Here is a 1,172-nt window from a genome sequence, read left to right on the forward strand (position 1 = left end):
AATTAACCCATCACTTTCGCTACAACACCCGCGCCAACGGTACGGCCGCCTTCACGGATTGCGAAACGCAGACCATCGTCCATTGCGATTGGGTGGATCAGGGTGACGATCATTTTGATGTTGTCGCCCGGCATTACCATTTCAACGCCTTCCGGCAGTTCGATAGTACCTGTTACGTCTGTGGTACGGAAGTAGAACTGTGGACGGTAGCCTTTGAAGAATGGAGTATGACGACCACCTTCATCTTTGCTCAGAATATAAACTTCTGATTCAAATTTGGTGTGTGGTTTGATTGAACCTGGTTTAGCCAGAACCTGACCACGTTCGATTTCTTCACGCTTGGTACCACGCAGCAGAACACCGACGTTCTCACCGGCACGGCCTTCGTCCAGCAGTTTGCGGAACATTTCAACACCGGTACAGGTGGTTTTCGCAGTATCTTTGATACCCACGATTTCAACTTCCTCACCAACCTTGATGATACCGCGCTCAACACGACCGGTAACAACGGTACCACGGCCGGAGATTGAGAATACGTCTTCGATTGGCAGCAGGAACGGCTTGTCAATTGCACGCTCTGGCTCCGGGATGTAAGAATCCAGGAAACCTGCCAGTTCAACGATCTTAGCTTCCCACTCTGGCTCGCCTTCCAGTGCTTTCAGCGCTGAACCGCGAACGATTGGCGTGTCGTCGCCAGGGAAATCGTACTGAGACAGAAGTTCACGAACTTCCATTTCAACCAGTTCCAGCAGCTCTTCATCATCAACCATGTCACATTTGTTCAGGAATACGATGATGTAAGGAACGCCAACCTGACGACCTAACAGGATGTGCTCACGGGTCTGTGGCATAGGGCCATCAGTTGCAGCAACAACCAGGATAGCGCCGTCCATCTGTGCAGCACCGGTGATCATGTTTTTAACGTAGTCGGCGTGCCCCGGGCAGTCAACGTGCGCGTAGTGGCGAGTCGGAGTATCGTACTCTACGTGAGAAGTAGAGATGGTGATACCACGTGCTTTTTCTTCAGGCGCGTTATCGATCTGGTCGAATGCACGAGCGTTACCGCCGTAGGTTTTTGCCAGAACGGTGGTGATTGCAGCAGTCAGGGTAGTTTTACCGTGGTCAACGTGGCCGATAGTACCAACGTTAACGTGCGGTTTCGTACGTTCAAA

The 1,172-nt window shown here is 51.5% G+C and carries 1 protein-coding gene; it reads right to left on the minus strand.

The genetic code is table 11. The annotated features are described in order from the left end of the window. Positions 1–2 precede the first annotated feature (2 nt). On the minus strand, positions 3–1,172 hold a 1,170-nt coding region (gene tuf, locus HMPREF3119_RS09150; protein ID WP_070579441.1), incomplete at its 5' end, for an elongation factor Tu.

This window comes from Morganella sp. HMSC11D09 (genome assembly GCF_001807955.1).
Taxonomy (GTDB): Bacteria; Pseudomonadota; Gammaproteobacteria; order Enterobacterales; family Enterobacteriaceae; genus Morganella; species Morganella morganii.